Source organism: Streptomyces sp. NPDC041968 (assembly GCF_055589025.1).
In genome coordinates, this window is sequence record NZ_JBVJCB010000003.1 from 192,647 (window position 1) to 207,639 (window position 14,993).

Here is a 14,993-nt window from a genome sequence, read left to right on the forward strand (position 1 = left end):
AAACATGACCACGACCGTTCACGCCTCCTGCTCGGCCCACCACTCCTTGAGCGCTGCGACCGCGGCCTCGCGCTCCATCGGCCCGTTCTCCAGACGAAGCTCCAGCAGGTGCTTGTAGGCCTGGCCGACGGCCGGTCCAGGACGGACTCCGAGGATCTCCATGATCTCGTTGCCGTCCAGGTCGGGACGGATCGCATCCAGCTCCTCCTGCTCCTGAAGCTGCGCGATCCGCTCCTCCAGCCCGTCATACGCACGCGAGAGGGCCGAGGCCTTGCGCTTGTTCCGGGTCGTGCAGTCGGAACGGGTCAGCTTGTGCAGCCGGTCGAGCAGCGGACCGGCGTCCCGGACATACCGGCGGACCGCGGAGTCGGTCCACTCCCCTGTGCCATAACCGTGAAAGCGCAGATGCAGCTCGACCAGGCGTGAGACGTCCTTCACCAGGTCGTTGGAGTACTTGAGCGCGGTCATGCGCTTCTTCGTCATCTTGGCCCCGACCACTTCGTGGTGGTGGAACGAGACCCGCCCGTCCTCTTCGAAGCGCCGAGTGCGGGGCTTGCCGATGTCGTGCAACAGGGCAGCCAGGCGGAGGGTCAGGTCGGGCCCCTCACTCTCCAGGGCCATCGCCTGCTCCAGGACGATCAGCGTGTGGTCGTAGACGTCCTTGTGCCGGTGGTGTTCGTCCCGCTCCAGGCGCAAGGCCGGCAGTTCGGGCAGGATGCGCTCGGCGAGCCCGGTGTCGACCAGCAGGGAGAGCCCCTTGCGCGGGTGCGTGGAGAGGACCAGCTTGTTCAGTTCGTCACGGACCCGCTCGGCCGAGACGATGTCGATACGCCCGGCCATGTCCTTCATGGCCTGCACGACCTCCGGCGCCACCTCGAAGTCGAGCTGCGCGGCGAAGCGCGCGGCGCGCATCATGCGGAGCGGGTCGTCCGAGAAGGACTCCTCGGGAGTGCCCGGAGTGCGCAGCACCCGGGCCGCGAGGTCGTCGAGCCCATGGTGCGGATCGATGAACCGGGCCTCCGGCAACGCCACCGCCATGGCGTTCACGGTGAAGTCCCGCCGGACCAGGTCCTCCTCGATCGAGTCGCCGTACGACACCTCCGGCTTGCGCGAGGTGCGGTCGTACGCCTCCGAACGGTAGGTGGTCACCTCGATCTGGTAACCGTCCTTCTGCGCCCCGACCGTCCCGAAGGCGATCCCGACGTCCCAGACGGCGTCCGCCCACGGACGCAGGATCTTCAGGACGTCCTGAGGGCGGGCATCGGTCGTGAAGTCCAGGTCGTTGCCGAGCCGGCCGAGCAACGCGTCCCGGACCGATCCGCCGACCAGGGCGAGGGAGAACCCGGCCTCCTGGAAACGGCGGGCGAGGTCGTCGGCGACTGGGGCGACCCGCAGCGGTTCCCTCACCGCTCGGTGCTGCTCCTGGCTCAGGGCGCTGGGGGTGACTTCGTTGGCGTTCGGCACAACAGAAAAGGGTACGTGGCCCGGGAGGACACCGGCGCCCCGATTGATCCCGCCCGAATACCCCTCGTTACCCACCCCTCCCGCTATAGGCGCACATACGGGACAGCCACGGTCGGTGGCGGATCTTGTGGCGTACACCGCGGCACTTCCCCTCTCCGCGCATCGTTACCATGCGTGGACGCACATTCCGACGACCACTGACGACGACGAGGGACGGGCGAGCGCGTGGCCGAGGCGGCAGACTTCCAGGGGACCAGTCCCTCACCTGCCCGCCGGTGGCTCAGGCGCACCACGGCGCTGCTCGCCGGTGCGCCCCTGCTGACCGGCCTGATCCAGTTGCCGACGGCCGGCCCGGCGCACGCCGAGGGCCAGTCCTCCGCCAAGGCCGACGCCGAGGCGGGCTCCGTGGCCGTGGCGGTCGACTCGCTCACCCCTTCGGCGCCCACGGACGGGGACACCGTGACCGTGTCGGGCACCGTGATCAACAACGGCAAGCAGACCGTCACCGACGCCCACGTCGGCCTGCGTCTGGGGGCCGAGGTCAACACCCGCTCGGCCGTTGACGCGATCGCCAAGGAGAGCACCGATCTGCAGGGCGCCATCGCCCCGGAGATCGACGACAAGTACACCGAGAAGTTCGACAAACTCACTCCCGGTGTCGCCGAGCACTTCAACATCTCCGTGCCGGTCGACGACCTCGAACTGGGCGGCGACGGTGTCTACGAGTTCGCCGTGTCACTCTCGGGCGAGACCTCCGCGCAGCCGTGGGAGCAGATCCTCGGAATCCAGCGGACCTTCCTGCCCTGGCAGCCCGACCAGGCCGGCACCAAAACGAAGACGACGGCGCTGTGGCCGCTGATCTCCACCACGCACATGGCCGCCGAGACGGGGCCGAACGAGGAACAGACCCCGGTCCTCCTCAATGACGACCTGGCCAAGGAGATCTCCCCCGGCGGCCGGCTGAACCAGATGCTGACGCTGGGCAAGGATCTCGACGTCACCTGGGTGGTCGACCCGGACCTGCTGGCCTCCGTCGACGCGATGACCGGTAGCTACCGCGTCCGGGACGGCGAGAACACCGTCGCCGGAACCCATCAGGACGTCGCCAAGCAGTGGCTCGCCGACCTGCAGGACGCAGTGGCCGACAAGGAGGTCGTCGCCCTCCCCTTCGCCGACCCCGACCTGGCGTCCCTGGCCCACAACGGCACGGACGTCACCGGGTCGCTGAGCCAGCTGAAGAGCGCCACGGACGTCATCGAGGACACGGTCGGGACAATCCTCCATGTGAAGCCGAGCACCGACTTCGCCTGGCCCGTGGACGGCGCTGTCGACCGGTCGATCGTCAAGGTCGCCACCTCCGCGGGCGCCGACAAGGTGATCGCCCGCAGTGACAGCCTCCAGGAGACCAACGACCTGCCGTACACGCCGTCCGCGGCCCGTCCGATCGGGGCGGGTACGACGGCCGTCGTCGCGGACGCCCGCATGTCCAAGGCGTTCGAGGGCGATCTGACGAAGGCGTCCGACTCCACGCTCGCCGTGCAGCGCTTCCTCGCCCAGAGCCTCGCGCTGGGCCTCCAGACCGACGACCAGCGCAGCGTCGTCATCGCTCCGCAGCGCACGCCCTCCGGCAGCCAGGCCCGCGCGATGGCCGAGGCGCTGCGGACGCTGCAGGACGGCACCTGGTCCGAGTCCCAGGACATGGCGGCGGCCGCTGCGGCCAAGCCGGACCCGGACGCCACCACGACGGTGCCGGGGACCTCCTCCTACCCCTCGGCGCTGCGCAGGAAGGAACTGCCCCGGTCGGCGTTCGTGCAGATCGCGCGCACGCAGGACACCCTCGACAACTTCAAGGTCGTCCTGTCCAACCCCTCCCGAGTGGTGACCCCGTTCGGGCGCGCCCTGAACCGCGAGATGTCCGCGTCCTGGCGCGGCCGGGCCGCCGAGGCGGAGTCGTTCCGCGGCGGGGTCAAGGAGTACCTCGACGGACTGACCGACCGGGTCAGGCTCATCGACAAGTCGGAGACGAAGCTCTCCGGCCGCAGCGCCACGATCCCCGTGACCGTGCAGAACAATCTGGTGCAGGACGTCGGGCCCTTGGTCCTGCGGCTGACCTCGACGAACCCGACACGGCTCGAGATCGGCGGCGCCGACCACGAGGAGCAGCCGATCTCGGTCTCCGGTGGCCACAGCCAGTCGGTGAAGTTCACCACGTCGGCCAACGCCAACGGCCGTGCGACGGTGATCGCCCAGCTCTACACGATGGACGGGCGCAAGTACGGTGAGCCCGTCACCTTCGACGTGAAGGTCACCGAGATCACGGCGACCGTGATGCTCGTCATCGGGGGCGGTGTCCTGTTGCTGGTCCTCGCTGGTTTCCGCATGTACACACAACGCAAGCGGGCCGCTGCCCGCGAGGAGGACACGGCGGACCCGGACGCCGCTGCGAGCGCCGAGGACCACGGCGAGTCCGAGGGGCCTGAGGAAGCGACAGAGTCCGAGGACGGCCGGGAGAACCGGGAGGGCTCCGACGAGCGTCTCAAGGACGCGTCCGAGGCACGCCCCCGGGCAGGCGACCCGGAGCAGCCGAGTGACCCGACACCGGACACCGCAGCGGAAAGCGCCGACCCGTCCGGCACGGGTGAGAGAGTGGACCGTTGAGGATGTCGTGGCCGGTCGGCCCGGGACGATGAGGTGGGGTAACCATGAACGCGCCGTACGACGGTGACCGCGGTCAGACCGTGGACGGCTCGGGTCACTCCGAGGGTCCGCCGCCCGACCCCGGCCAGACGCCGCAGCCGTCCGCGGACATGTACCTCCAGGACGCCTACGACCAGGACCCTTACCGGGCGCAGGACCTCTCCGCCCAGGACCCGGTCTCCGAGGCGCTCTACGACCGCGCCGCGCACCCGCCGCCCCCGCCGGGCGCGTACCCTCCGCAGCAGCCGCTGTACTCCCAGCCGTCCCAGTCGCCCTATGCACCCGACCCCCGGGTCTGGGCCCAGACGCCGGCCCCGGAACCGGAGGGCCCGACGCAGTACCTGCCCTACGGCGACGATCCGCGGACCACCCAGTTCGTCGGCGTCGACGACCTGGTCACCCAGGCTGGCGAGCAGCGCCACGAGCCGGATGCCTTCGCCCACCTCTTCCGCGACCAGCAGCAGGGCGGCGGCCACCCCTCCTACGACGACCATGCGTCCGTACCCGCGCCTGCTCCGGCACCGGGGCAGTACGGCGGAACACCGGGGCAGGGCCAGTACGGCGGGCACCAGGGACCCGACCCGTACGGAAACGCTCCGGCCCCCGCCCCGTACGCCGGTCCCGCTCCGGCACAGGGCCACTACGGTGGTCCCACGCCGGCACCCGGACAGCACGCGGCGCCGGCACCGGGCCAGTACGCCGTTGCTCCCACGCCCGAAGCCGCCGAGGCCCCCCTCCAGGAACCTGAGCCCACCCCCGCGCCCGCGTCCAAGAAGGGCGGGCGGGCGGGAGGCCTGCTGAAGTCGAGCGCCGTGATGGCCGCGGGCACGATGGTGTCGCGGCTCACCGGGTTCATCCGCTCGGCGCTGATCGTCTCCGCGCTGGGCGTCGGCCTGCTGGGTGACACCTTCCAGGTCGCCTACCAGCTGCCGACCATGATCTACATCCTCACCGTCGGTGGCGGCCTCAACTCGGTCTTCGTGCCGCAGCTGGTGCGTGCCATGAAGGACGACGCCGACGGTGGCGAAGCCTTCGCCAACCGCTTGCTGACCCTCGTCATGGTGGCACTTGGCGCTCTCACCGTGATCACGGTCTTCGCCGCGCCGCTGCTGATCCGGCTCCTGTCCAACCCCGTCGCCAGCGATCCGGCCGCGAACGAGGTGGGCATCACCTTCGTCCGCTACTTCCTGCCCTCGATCTTCTTCATGGGCCTCCACGTGGTGATGGGGCAGATCCTCAACGCCCGCGGCAGGTTCGGCGCGATGATGTGGACCCCGGTCCTGAACAACATCGTCATCATCGTGACCCTGGGGATGTTCATCTGGGTCTACGGCACCGCCGAAAGCTCGGGGATGAAGGTCACGAGCATCCCTCCGGAGGGGGAGCGGCTGCTCGGCATCGGGGTGCTGCTGGGCCTCGTCGTGCAGGCCCTGGCCATGATCCCGTACCTGCGGGAGACGGGGTTCCGGGTCCGGCCGCGCTTCGACTGGAAGGGCCACGGTCTCGGCAAGGCCATCACCCTGGCTAAGTGGACGGTCCTCTTCGTCCTCGCCAACCAGGCGGGTGCCATGATCGTCATTCAGCTCTCCACCGCTGCGGGCAAGGCCTCACCCGTCGACGGCACCGGCTTCGCCGCCTACGCCAACGCGCAGCTGATCTGGGGCCTGCCGCAAGCCATCATCACCGTCTCCCTGATGGCCGCCCTGCTGCCCCGCATCTCCCGCTCGGCCTCGGAGGACGACGGCGGCGCGGTCCGGGACGACATCTCCCAGGGCCTGCGCACCACGGCCGTCGCCATCGTGCCCGTCTCCTTCGGTTTCCTCGCGCTCGGCATCCCGATGTGCACGCTCATGTTCGGCTCCTCGGGTACCAGCGAGGCCACCAACATGGGCTACATGCTGATGGCCTTCGGTCTCGGCCTCATCCCCTACTCGGTGCAGTACGTCGTCCTGCGCGCCTTCTACGCCTACGAGGACACCCGGACGCCCTTCTACAACACGGTCATCGTGGCCGTGGTCAACGCCGCGGCCTCGGCCCTGTGTTTCTTCCTGCTGCCCTCCCGCTGGGCCGTCGTCGGTATGGCCGCCTCTTACGGCCTCGCCTACGTGATCGGCGTCGGCATCGCCTGGCGCAGGCTGCGCAAGCGGCTCGGCGGGGACCTGGACGGCGCTCGGGTCCTGCGGACCTACGCCCGCCTGTGCATCGCGTCCGTTCCGGCGGCCCTGCTCAGCGGCGCGGCCTGCTACGCGATCAGCAAGTCGCTCGGCCAGGGCGCCGTGGGCTCACTGGCCGCGCTGCTGGCCGGCGGGCTGCTGTTGTTCGGCGTCTTCTTCGTCGCCGCCCGCCGCATGCGCATCGAGGAAGTCAACTCGCTGGTCGGTATGGTGCGCGGACGCCTGGGACGCTGAGGCCCGGGGTAGGCGCACAACCATCGTCCGCCGCCGTGTGTCGTGCATAGCGGCGGACTGTGGGCACAATTGGGTTCGGCGTCGGACTGCGCGCATCGGAGTCGGTCGGCGCGCATCGAATGGGGAGGCAGGAACGACGGTGGCGGAACGGAGCACAGCTGCCGTCGACGTGGCAGACAACAGTGGTGACGAGCCGCTGACCGCGGAGACGGACCAGTCCACGGCCGACGGGGTGGCCAACAACCGGGAGCGGGACACGGACAGCGACGAGGCACAGGGGAGTCCGACGAGCGAGGATTCAGGCAAGCCCTCGCCTCCCGAACTGCACAGCGGGCACAAGCTCGCCAGACGCTACCGCCTCGAGGAATGCGTCACCCGTCTGGACGGCTTCAGCAGTTGGCGGGCCGTCGACGAGAAGCTCCGCCGCGCGGTCGGCGTCCACATCCTTCCGTCGGACCACGTGCGCGCCCGCTCCGTGCTGGCCGCGGCACGTTCCTCCGCCCTGCTCGGTGATCCCCGCTTCGTCCAGGTGCTCGACGCCGTCGAGGACAACGACCTGGTCTACGTCGTGCACGAGTGGCTCCCCGACGCGACCGAACTGACCGCGCTCCTCGCCTCCGGACCGCTGGAGGTGTACGACGCCTACCAGATGGTCAGTCAGGTCGCGGCCGCCATGGCGGCCGCCCACCGCGAGGGACTCGCCCATCTGCGCCTGAGCCCGACCGCGGTGCTGCGGACGTCGACGGGTCAGTGGCGGATCCGCGGCCTCGCCGTCAACGCCGCCCTGCGCGGCATCAGTTCCGAATCCCCCCAGCGGACCGACACCGAGGCCATCGGCGCCCTGCTGTACGCCACGCTCACCCAGCGCTGGCCGTACGAGAGCGACGCCCACGGCCTGGCCGGTCTGCCGAAGGACATCGGCCTGATCCCGCCGGACCAGGTGCGCGCGGGTGTCCACCGCGGCCTGTCCGAGCTCGCCATGCGGGCGCTCGCCAACGACGGCGCCACCGCCTCCCGGCACGAGTCTCCGTGCACCACGCCGGAGGAACTGGTGAAGGCGATCAGCGAGATGCCCCGCATCCGGCCGCCGGAGCCGACGTACACCGCCCCGCCCACGTACCAGCGCACGGCCTACCAGCAGGGTGCCTACGGCCGTCAGGCACCGCATCCCCGTGTGACCCAGCCGGTGCCCTCGCCTCCGCCCCCTCTGCAGAGCCGTACCGGCAGGGCACTGAAGTGGAGCGTCTCCGCCCTGCTCATCGCCGCGCTCGGTCTCGGCAGCTGGCAGCTCGCGGACGCGCTCATGGAGCGGGGCGGCAAAGCCGACGACCAGAACCAGACGCAGACGGTGGACGGCGACAACGACAAGGGCCAGAAGAAGCCGGTGAGCCGGCCGGTCTCGATCGCAGGTGGGCACGACTTCGATCCGTTCGGCCGCGACGGTTCCGAATACCCGGAGAACGTCAGCAAGGCCTATGACGGCGACCCCGCCACCTACTGGCAGACGAGCCACTACGCGAGTGCCGACTTCGGACGGTTGAAGCAGGGCGTGGGCATCGTGATCGACCTGGGCAAGGTCCAGCAGGTCGGCAAGGTGGCGGTGTCGTTCGGTGGCGACACGTCGGTGGAACTCCGCGCCGGGGGCGACACGGAGTCGGAACCGCAGTCCTTCGACGGCTACACGAAGGTGGCCAACGGCTCCGGCACGACCGTGGAACTCCAGCCGGACGAGACACTCAAGTCCCGCTACCTCCTGGTCTGGCTGACCGAGCTGCCACTGACGGACGGGCAGTTCCGAGGCCGCGTCACCGATATCAAGGTGACCAGCTGAGGTCGTCTGCCGACAGGGGAGCGGGTCCGATGGCGGAAGGCGCCGAGTACGCCGGGGTGAGCGATCAGGACCTGCTCGCCCGCCACGTCGAAGGTGATCCCGATGCCTTCGGTGAGCTCGTCCGGCGGCACCGTGACCGTCTCTGGGCGGTGGCCCTGCGGACTCTGGGAGACCGCGAGGAGGCCGCTGACGCCGTCCAGGACGCCCTGGTCTCCGCCTACCGGGCCGCCCACACCTTCCGCGGGCAGGCCGCCGTCACCACCTGGCTGCACCGGATCACGGTGAACGCCTGCCTGGACCGTGCCCGCAAGGCCGCTTCCCGGAAGACCGCGCCCGTCGACGACACCGAGCGCCTGGAGCAGCTCCTGGAGCCGCACGAGTCGGCCGCGGCACCCGCCGAGCGCAACGACCTGCACCGCCAGCTCCTGGAAGCCCTGGGCACCCTGCCGGCCGATCAGCGGGCGGCCCTCGTCCTGGTGGACATGCAGGGCTATCCCGTCGCCGAGGCGGCCCGGATCCTCGACGTGCCGACCGGCACGATCAAGAGCCGGTGCGCCCGCGGCCGGGCGAGGCTCCTGCCGCTGCTCACCCACCTGCGTCCGGACGGCGGCGAGACCGGGAAGACCACCGCGGAACGGAACCGGACGCAGGGGACATCCGTCCCACCCGCAGCGGGACCCGGCCGAGCGGGCTCCCCGGACACGGACCAGAGTGATGCGGCAGCAGTGAAGGGCGGAGGTGGACGAGCGTGACGTCGTCGACGACAGACATGGCCGGGCACCCGGACGTCGCGGAGATCTCCGACCTCGCCGAAGGCCTCCTCCCGCCCTCGCGGACCACGGATCTACGACGGCACCTGGAGACCTGCGAGCTCTGCGGGGACGTCTATGCCTCACTGGAGGAGATCCAAGGGCTGCTCGGAACGCTCCCAGGGCCGTCACGCATGCCCGACGACGTGGCCGGCCGTATCGACGCCGCCCTCGCGGCCGAGGCACTGCTGAGCGCCTCAGCGCCCGACCTGCCGGAGAGTGCGGCGTGCGCCCCCGGTGGCGCCCGCGCAGTTGACCACGGCGTCGGGCGCCCGTCGCCCGGGCACGCCGACCGTGGCGACGACAGCGCCCGCGTTTCACGTGAAACATCGGCATCAGGAAGCCGACCCGCCGGGCACGCCCGTCCCTCCGCCACCGGTCCCGGCCGTAAGCAACGCCGGAGCGGCGGACGCCGCAGGATCGCCCTTCTCGGGGCGGTGGCCGCCGCTGCCGCCATCGGGCTAGGCTCCGTGATCGTCTCGGTGACCGGGGATCACCCGTCCGACAGCACCGCCCTCGCGGACACCTTCTCCGAGGGAAAGCTGAAGGCAGAGGTCACCGGCCTGATCGCGGACGAGCCGGACGCCCAGAGTGGGCCGCGCACGCCGCGCAGCTTCGGAATGGAATCCGAGACCGGTACCGAGAACCGCGTGTTCAGGCAACCGGCGGTCCCCGAGTGCGTACAGAAGGGCATCGGCCGCGACGACCCGGCGCTCGCCACCAAGGAAGGCGTCTACAAGGGTAAGGAAGCCCTTCTCGTGGTGCTGCCCGACGCCGCCAACGACAGCAGGGTCACCGCCTACATCGTTGAGTCCAGCTGTGTGGATCAGCCTGCCGTCAGCAAGGCCGAGGTCCTTCTCACCCACTCGTACGCGCGTTCTTGAACGTCTGGCGAGCCCCGGCAGCGGTTCCTTCCTCCATGCCAAGGCCCTCGGCTCCGTGTACCCGGACACAGCGGGAATGCGCGCCCCGTAGGATCCGTTGGGTGGGATGAGAGCTCCGAGAGAAGCTCCACCCGGCCCTGAAGACGCAGTCCAGAGACGAGGAATGAAGCCGTGAGCGACGTCCGAAACGTGATCATCATCGGCTCCGGGCCCGCCGGCTACACGGCGGCGCTCTACACCGCACGCGCGTCGCTGAAGCCGCTGGTGTTCGAGGGCGCCGTCACTGCGGGCGGTGCGCTGATGAACACCACCGAGGTGGAGAACTTCCCGGGCTTCCAGGACGGCATCATGGGCCCCGAGCTCATGGACAACATGCGTGCGCAGGCGGAGCGCTTCGGCGCCGAGCTGATCCCCGACGATGTCGTGGCCGTCGACCTGACCGGTGAGATCAAGACCGTCACCGACACCGCGGGCACGGTCCACCAGGCCAAGGCCGTCATCGTCACCACCGGCTCCCAGCACCGCAAGCTGGGTCTGCCGAACGAGGACGCCCTGTCCGGTCGCGGCGTCTCCTGGTGCGCGACCTGTGACGGCTTCTTCTTCAAGGACCAGGACATCGCCGTCATCGGTGGCGGTGACACCGCGATGGAGGAGGCCACGTTCCTCTCCCGCTTCGCGAAGTCGGTGACGATCGTCCACCGCCGTGACACTCTGCGCGCCTCCAAGGCCATGCAGGAGCGCGCCTTCGCCGACCCCAAGATCAAGTTCATCTGGGACAGCGAGGTGGCCGAGGTCCAGGGCGACCAGAAGCTGGCAAGCCTGAAGCTGCGCAACGTCAAGACCGGCGAGCTCTCGGATCTGGCGGTGACCGGCCTGTTCATCGCGATCGGCCATGACCCGCGCACCGAGCTCTTCAAGGGTCAGCTCGAACTGGACCCGGAGGGCTACCTCAAGGTCGAAGCCCCGTCGACCCGTACCAACCTGACCGGTGTCTTCGGCGCCGGTGACGTGGTCGACCACACCTACCGCCAGGCGATCACCGCCGCCGGCACCGGTTGCTCCGCCGCCCTCGACGCCGAGCGCTTCCTCGCCGCGCTCAGCGACGAGGACAAGGCCGAGCCCGAGAAGACCGCCGTCTGACCCCCGTCCTCTTCCCGCACGCACCAACCAGTTAAGGAGCCCGCCGTGGCCGGCACCCTGAAGCAAGTGACCGACGATTCCTTCGAGCAGGACGTCCTCAAGAGCGACAAGCCCGTCCTGGTGGACTTCTGGGCCGCCTGGTGCGGTCCGTGCCGCCAGATCGCGCCGTCCCTCGAGGCGATCGCCGCCGAGTACGGCGACAAGATCGAGATCGTCAAGCTGAACATCGACGAGAACCCGGGTACGGCCGCCAAGTACGGCGTCATGTCCATCCCGACCCTGAACGTGTACCAGGGTGGCGAGGTCGCCAAGACCATCGTCGGTGCGAAGCCGAAGGCCGCGATCGTCCGCGATCTCGAGGACTTCATCGCCGACTGACGTTTCACGTGAAACACGGAGGGGCCGATCCAGGCGGGTCGGCCCCTCCGCTGTGCGGTCCGTGCTCGGCACCGCTCCTCCGTTACAGCGGCCTCAGCACCGGTTCCTTCTGTACGGCCCCCAGGAGGCGGTCCAAGGCCATCTCCACGTCTTCCTTCCACGACAGCGTGGACCGGAGATCCAGACGCAACCGGGGATGACCAGGATGAGGCCGAACCGTCTTGAAGCCCACTGCCAGCAGATGATCGGCCGGCAGGAGGCAAGCGGGCTCCTTCCAGCGAGCGTCTCCGAACGCCTCGATCGCCTTGAAGCCCCGCCGCAGCAGGTCCTTGGCCACCGTCTGCACCAGGACCCGGCCCAATCCCTGCCCCTGGTACCCCGGCATCACGAACGCCGTCATCAGCTGCACCGCGTCGGGCGAGACAGGGCTCGTGGGAAAAGCCGTCGAACGCGGCACGTACGCCGGAGGAGCGTAGAGAACGTAGCCCACCGGCACCTCGTCGACGTAGACCACTCGGCCGCATGATCCCCAGTCCAACAGGACGGCGGAGATCCAGGACTCCTTTTCCAGCGCCGACGTGCCCGTCTTCACCGCGGCTTCGCCGCTGACGGGGTCCAGTTCCCAGAAGACACACGAGCGACAGCGCTGGGGAAGATCCTGAAGGTTGTCCAGCGTGAGCGGTACGAGCCGGCGCCCCATGAAGGCTGTTCCTCGCTTCCTTCGCCCGCAGCAACGCGGGCAGCTGTCAGAGCGCTCCGTTCCCTGAGCAGGCTGCCGAAGAACCCACCCACTGCGGCCAGCCCCAAGCCCGCGCCCACCAGTCCGGTGCGGCTCATCGTTCGCATGTCCCCTGCCTTCGTCTCAGAGGTACCGCCAGGTGATTGCGCCATCCCGATCGCATCGTATCCACGATGCGATGACCCCGACACCGACGCAAAGCAAAGGGCGGACCGTGTCTCCGGCACACACGCACCGGACACGATCCGCCCTGTCGGCAGGGGCCCACTGGGCAGGGCTCCACCTACCCGAGCTTCAGGAGTCGAGGTCCTCGGCTTCGCCGTCCAGCAGCCCCTTCTGCAGCACGGGGCCCTCACCAGGAGCGAGGCTCCCCAGGATCCGCTCCAGGTCCTCCATGGAGGCGAACTCGACGGTGATCTTGCCCTTCTTCTGCCCCAGGTCGACCTTCACCCGTGTCTCGAAACGGTCCGAGAGCCGTGTCGCCAGGTCGGAGAGCGCCGGGGACACGAGGGAGCCGGCCCTCGGGCCCTTCGCTCGTTGCGGCTTCTGCGGCCGGGAACCCATCAGGGTGACGATCTCCTCGACCGCCCGGACCGACAGCCCTTCGGCCACGATGCGATGCGCCAGCCGCTCCTGCTCCTCCGAGTCCTCGACAGAGAGCAGCGCCCGCGCGTGGCCGGCGGACAGTACCCCGGCAGCCACCCGGTTCTGAACCTTCGGCGAGAGCTTCAGCAACCGCAGTGTGTTGGAGACCTGCGGGCGAGAGCGGCCGATGCGGTCGGCCAGCTGATCATGGGTGCAGTTGAAGTCCTTGAGCAGCTGGTCGTAGGCCGCGGCCTCTTCCAGCGGGTTCAGCTGGGCCCGGTGCAGGTTCTCGAGGAGCGCATCCAGGAGGAGCTTCTCGTCCTCCGTGGCACGCACGATCGCCGGGATCGCCTCCAGTCCCGCCTCACGGCAGGCCCGCCAGCGGCGCTCACCCATGATGAGCTCGTAGCGCTCCGAGCCCACCGGCCGAACGACGACCGGCTGGAGAAGACCGACTTCCTTGATGGAAGTGACCAGCTCGGCCAGTGCATCGCTGTCGAAGACCACACGGGGCTGATGCGGGTTCGGCGTGATGGCGTCCAGCGGGATCTCAGCGAAGTGAGCCCCCGGAGGGGAGGCGGGGGCATCCGCTGCGCCCCATACCGACGGCTCCTCCGTTTCACGTGAAACCGGCGGCAGCGTGGCCACCTTTGCCGCAGCCACCCCACGGTCGCTCGGCAGCAGGGGCACCGACGGGGACACGGAAGCCGTATTCCCCAGGGCCGCTGATGCCACCGACTTCTCCGTCGGAGCGTTGGGGATCAGTGCGCCCAGACCACGGCCCAGCCCCCTCCGTCGCTCACTCACTGGATCCCCTCCACCATGCTCGGGTCGTTCTGTGCACCGATGTGGGCATGCGTCGCGTCATAGCTGACGCCCACACCCTTCAACGCGATCTCGCGTGCCGCCTCCAGATAGGAGAGGGCACCACTCGATCCTGGATCGTAGGTCAGCACCGTCTGTCCGTAGCTCGGGGCCTCGGAGATACGAACGGAACGGGGAATGCTCGTCCTCAGCACCTCTTCACCGAAGTGGCTGCGCACCTCGTCGGCCACCTGGGACGCGAGCCGCGTCCGGCCGTCGTACATGGTGAGCAGGATCGTCGAGACATGCAGGGTGGGGTTGAGATGGCCCCGGACGAGGTCGACGTTGCGCAGCAGCTGCCCCAGCCCTTCCAGTGCGTAGTACTCGCACTGGATCGGGATCAGGACCTCCTGGCCCGCAACGAGCGCGTTGACCGTCAGCAGGCCCAGGGAGGGCGGGCAGTCGATGAGGATGTAGTCCAGCGGCTGCTCGTACGCCTGGATCGCCCGTTGGAGACGGCTCTCTCGTGCCACCAACGACACCAGCTCGATCTCCGCACCGGCGAGATCGATCGTGGCGGGGGCACAGAAGAGGCCTTCGACGTCGGGAACCGGCTGGACCACCTCCGAGAGGGGCCTGCTCTCCACCAGGACGTCGTAGATGGAGGGGACGTCCGCATGGTGGTCGATACCCAGCGCAGTGGAGGCGTTTCCCTGCGGGTCGAGGTCGACGACCAGGACTCTGGCGCCGTGCAGGGCGAGCGACGCGGCAAGGTTCACGGTCGTCGTGGTCTTGCCCACACCGCCCTTCTGGTTGGCGACCACCATGACCCTGGTCTGCTCCGGGCGCGGCAGGCCTTCGCCGGCGCGCCCCAGAGCCTCCACCGCCAGTTGGGCAGCGCGACCGATCGGAGTGTCGTCCATCGGAGGCGGTGTTTCACGTGAAACATCCGCCCCCATCGACTCGGTACGGGGACCGGGGACCGGATCGGTCATCGGTCCCGCGATATTGGCGTCGGACCGCAAGGATTCACTCTCCTCGACTTCAGGCTCGCAATGAACAGAGCCTCCCATGTCTTCGGGGTCATGAACCAGTGAGGCCTGGTCTTCTGTGGAGAAATCCACCTCTGTGGACAACTCCGTACCCTCTCCGAGCGACCCGAGAGGCTTTCGGTCGCGGGGATCGGCCGCAGCGCGGCCGCGACTGATGATGCCGTGCAGCAGTGAGCGACGTTTCACGTGAAACACGATGCAC

Annotated in this window: 11 protein-coding genes; 7 read left to right on the plus strand and 4 right to left on the minus strand. The window is 69.2% G+C overall.

Going from position 1 to position 14,993, the window contains the following annotated elements; all coding sequences use genetic code 11:
* Positions 1–18: 18 nt before the first annotated feature.
* A complete protein-coding gene (locus ACZ6EG_RS09000; RefSeq protein WP_391971747.1) occupies positions 19–1,464 on the minus strand; it encodes a CCA tRNA nucleotidyltransferase in 1,446 nt (481 codons plus the stop codon).
* A 225-nt stretch (positions 1,465–1,689) separates the two neighbouring features.
* Here ACZ6EG_RS09000 and ACZ6EG_RS09005 point away from each other — a divergent pair, with 225 nt between their 5' ends.
* The 7 genes from ACZ6EG_RS09005 (at position 1,690) to trxA (ending at position 11,611) form a co-directional block, all read left to right on the plus strand.
* Entirely contained in the window at positions 1,690–4,122 is a 2,433-nt protein-coding gene (locus ACZ6EG_RS09005; protein ID WP_391971748.1) for a DUF6049 family protein, read from the plus strand.
* A 44-nt stretch (positions 4,123–4,166) separates the two neighbouring features.
* Positions 4,167–6,569, plus strand: coding sequence for a murein biosynthesis integral membrane protein MurJ (gene murJ, locus ACZ6EG_RS09010; RefSeq protein ID WP_391971749.1), 2,403 nt, complete (start codon positions 4,167–4,169; stop codon positions 6,567–6,569).
* A gap of 139 nt (positions 6,570–6,708) precedes the next feature.
* Positions 6,709–8,400, plus strand: coding sequence for a protein kinase family protein (locus ACZ6EG_RS09015; protein ID WP_391971750.1), 1,692 nt, complete (start codon positions 6,709–6,711; stop codon positions 8,398–8,400).
* A 29-nt stretch (positions 8,401–8,429) separates the two neighbouring features.
* Positions 8,430–9,152, plus strand: coding sequence for an RNA polymerase sigma factor SigM (gene sigM, locus ACZ6EG_RS09020; RefSeq protein WP_469602929.1), 723 nt, complete (start codon positions 8,430–8,432; stop codon positions 9,150–9,152).
* 17 nt (positions 9,153–9,169) lie between these two features.
* On the plus strand, positions 9,170–10,093 hold the full coding sequence (locus ACZ6EG_RS09025; protein ID WP_469603519.1) for an anti-sigma factor: 924 nt from the start codon (positions 9,170–9,172) through the stop codon (positions 10,091–10,093).
* 171 nt (positions 10,094–10,264) lie between these two features.
* Positions 10,265–11,233, plus strand: a complete 969-nt coding sequence (gene trxB, locus ACZ6EG_RS09030; RefSeq protein WP_391971752.1) for a thioredoxin-disulfide reductase — start codon at positions 10,265–10,267, stop codon at positions 11,231–11,233.
* A gap of 45 nt (positions 11,234–11,278) precedes the next feature.
* On the plus strand, positions 11,279–11,611 hold the full coding sequence (gene trxA, locus ACZ6EG_RS09035; protein WP_063482508.1) for a thioredoxin: 333 nt from the start codon (positions 11,279–11,281) through the stop codon (positions 11,609–11,611).
* Positions 11,612–11,693: 82 nt separating this feature from the next.
* On the opposite strand, the gene ACZ6EG_RS09040 is transcribed toward trxA, so the two are convergent.
* The 3 genes from ACZ6EG_RS09040 to ACZ6EG_RS09050 all read right to left on the minus strand — a co-directional run bounded on the left by ACZ6EG_RS09040 (position 11,694) and on the right by ACZ6EG_RS09050 (position 14,812).
* The gene (locus tag ACZ6EG_RS09040; protein WP_383642600.1) at positions 11,694–12,311 is read right to left on the minus strand and encodes a GNAT family N-acetyltransferase; all 618 of its coding nucleotides are present in this window, start codon (positions 12,309–12,311) and stop codon (positions 11,694–11,696) included.
* Between the two features lie 333 nt (positions 12,312–12,644).
* Positions 12,645–13,742 (minus strand): ParB/RepB/Spo0J family partition protein, encoded by a 1,098-nt coding sequence (locus ACZ6EG_RS09045; protein WP_469602935.1) that lies wholly within the window; start codon positions 13,740–13,742, stop codon positions 12,645–12,647.
* Positions 13,739–14,812, minus strand: a complete 1,074-nt coding sequence (locus ACZ6EG_RS09050; RefSeq protein ID WP_391971780.1) for a ParA family protein — start codon at positions 14,810–14,812, stop codon at positions 13,739–13,741. The genes ACZ6EG_RS09045 and ACZ6EG_RS09050 overlap by 4 nt, the downstream gene beginning before the upstream one ends.
* Between the last annotated feature and the right edge of the window lie 181 nt (positions 14,813–14,993).

Coding starts and splice junctions, on each gene's coding strand:
- murJ (WP_391971749.1), top strand. CDS start 4,167: ATGAACGCGCCGTACGACGGTGACCGCGGTCAGACCGTGGACGGCTCG.
- sigM (WP_469602929.1), top strand. CDS start 8,430: ATGGCGGAAGGCGCCGAGTACGCCGGGGTGAGCGATCAGGACCTGCTC.
- ACZ6EG_RS09025 (WP_469603519.1), top strand. CDS start 9,170: ATGGCCGGGCACCCGGACGTCGCGGAGATCTCCGACCTCGCCGAAGGC.
- ACZ6EG_RS09040 (WP_383642600.1), bottom strand. CDS start 12,311: ATGGGGCGCCGGCTCGTACCGCTCACGCTGGACAACCTTCAGGATCTT.
- ACZ6EG_RS09050 (WP_391971780.1), bottom strand. CDS start 14,812: ATGGGAGGCTCTGTTCATTGCGAGCCTGAAGTCGAGGAGAGTGAATCC.